The following is a 2431-nucleotide window of genomic DNA, read 5'->3' on the forward strand; positions in this document are numbered from 1 at the left end:
GCGGCAAGGTCGCGCTGATCACCGGCGCGAGCCGGGGCATTGGTTACGGCGTCGCCGAGGCGCTGGTCGCCCGCGGCGACCGGCTCTGCATCACCGGTCGCAACGAGGAGAGCCTCAAGGAGGCCGTCGAGCGGCTCGGTGCGGACCGGGTGATCGGGGTCGCGGGCAAGGCGCACGACGAGGCCCACCAGGCCGTCGCCGTCGAGCGCACGATGGAGGCCTTCGGCCGTGTCGACTTCCTGGTGAACAACGCCGGCACCAACCCCGTCTTCGGGCCGATCGCGGACCTGGACCTCGGGGTGGCACGGAAGGTCTTCGAGACCAATGTGATCTCGGCGCTCGGCTTCGCCCAGCGGACCTGGCACGCCTGGCAGAAGGACAACGGCGGCGCGATCGTGAACATCGCCTCCATCGCCGGGGTCTCCGCCTCGCCCTTCATCGGCGCCTACGGGATGAGCAAGGCCGCCATGGTCAACCTCACTCTCCAGCTCGCGCACGAGATGGCGCCCGGGGTGAGGGTGAACGCGATCGCGCCCGCGGTGGTCAAGACGAAGTTCGCGCAGGCGCTCTACGAGGGCCGGGAGCAGGAGGCGGCGGCGGCCTATCCCCTCGGCCGACTCGGGCTCCCCGAGGACATCGGCGGGGCGGCGGCGTTCCTCACATCTGCACAAGCGGAATGGATCACGGGGCAAACTCTCGTCGTCGATGGAGGGATGTTCCTCAATGCCGGGGTCCACTGACCGATAATCGGACGTATTTGCCTCCGAGAGGGAGGTAAATGCATACCGAATACGCACGGAACCGGTCAAGTGCCTCACGAAACCAACCCATTGGATTCGTGGGGCACTGCGGTAGGGTCTGCCGCACCCCTGGCTGATCGAGGAGCGTGCACGTGTTCAACCGGACCAGATGCCTGCAGATCTCTGCGGCCCTTGCGTCCATATCCCTGCTCGCCGGATGCGGCCTGCTGTCGGAGGACGACGGCGACGATATGAAGAGGATCGTCGTCGGTACCACGAGCGCACCGAGCACCCTCGATCCCGCGGCCGCGTGGGACGGCTCCTGGGAGCTGTACCGGAACGTCTACCAGACCCTGCTGGCCTTCCCGACGGGCTCCAGCAAGCCCCAGCCCGACGCGGCCCAGAGCTGCGAGTTCACGGACGCGGCGAGCCAGGCCTACCGGTGCACCCTGCGCAAGGGCCTGAAGTTCTCCAACGGCGAGCCACTCGACTCCAAGGCGGTCAAGTACTCCCTCGACCGGATCAAAACCATCGGCTCCAACGTCGGCCCCAAGGGCCTCTTCGGCACCCTCGACAAGATCGAGACCCCTGACGCGCTGACGGTCGTCTTCCACCTGAACACCTCGGACGCCACCTTCCCGTACGTCCTCGGTTCGCCCGCCGCCTCGCTCGTGGCGCCCAAGGACTACCCGGCCGACAAGGTCCGCGAGGGCGACAAGGTCACCGGCTCCGGCCCGTACGTGCTCGACTCGTACAAGGAGGGCGCCGAGGCGGTGCTCACCGGTAACACGAGCTACACGGGCTTCGCCAACCGCAAGAACAAGGCCGTGACCATCCGCTACTTCGCGGACTCCCCGAAGATGGTCGCGGCGCTGAAGGCGAAGGAGATCGACGCCACCTACCGAGGCCTGTCGGCCCCGGAGATCACCGACCTCCAGACCCCCGCGGCGCACGCCCTGGGCGTCCAGGTCGTCGAGAACGTCGGCGCCGAGATCCGCTACCTGGTCTTCAACCCCAAGGACCCGTTGGTCGCCAAGCTCCCGGTCCGCCAGGCCATCGCCCAGATCGTCGACCGCGGTGCGCTCGTCTCCAAGGTCTACCAGGGCACCGCCGAGCCGCTGTACTCGATGGTCCCCAAGGGGGTCGTCGGCCACAAGACGCCCTTCTACGACAAGTACGGCGCGGCGGACGTCGCCAAGGCCAAGAAGATCCTCAGGGACGCCGGGATCACCCAGCCGGTCGATCTGACCTTCTGGTACACCACCGACCGCTACGGCTCCTCGACCGCCGACGAGTTCACCGAGCTCAAGCGGCAGCTGGACGAGAGCCAGCTGTTCCGGATCACCCTGCGCAGCCAGCCCTGGAAGACCTTCCAGACCGGCTACAAGACCGGTGAGTACCCGATCTTCGGCCGCGGCTGGTTCCCCGACTTCCCGGACCCGGACAACTTCATCGCGCCGTTCGTCGGCAAGGAGAACGCGGTCGGCACCCCGTACGAGCCCGCCGAGATCCTGACCGAGCTGCTGCCCAAGACCCGCCGCGAGGGCGACCGCTCGGCCGGCGTCCAGGAGTTCGAGCAGGCCCAGAAGATCTTCGCCGACGACGTCCGGCTGCTGCCCCTGTGGCAGGGCAAGCTGTACGTCGCCGCACGTGAGGACATCGCGGGCTCCGAGCGGGCGCTGGACCCGCAG

Annotated in this window: 2 protein-coding genes; both read left to right on the top strand. The window is 67.8% G+C overall.

Going from position 1 to position 2431, the window contains the following annotated elements; genetic code table 11:
• Positions 1-740 (top strand): SDR family oxidoreductase (locus ACWGIU_RS35570; protein WP_453712226.1); only part of this gene is annotated, 740 nt, incomplete at its 5' end.
• A gap of 152 nt (positions 741-892) precedes the next feature.
• Positions 893-2431: ABC transporter substrate-binding protein (locus tag ACWGIU_RS35575; RefSeq protein WP_453712227.1), on the top strand; the 1539-nt coding region annotated here is incomplete at its 3' end.

This window comes from Streptomyces sp. NPDC054840, from assembly GCF_053611065.1.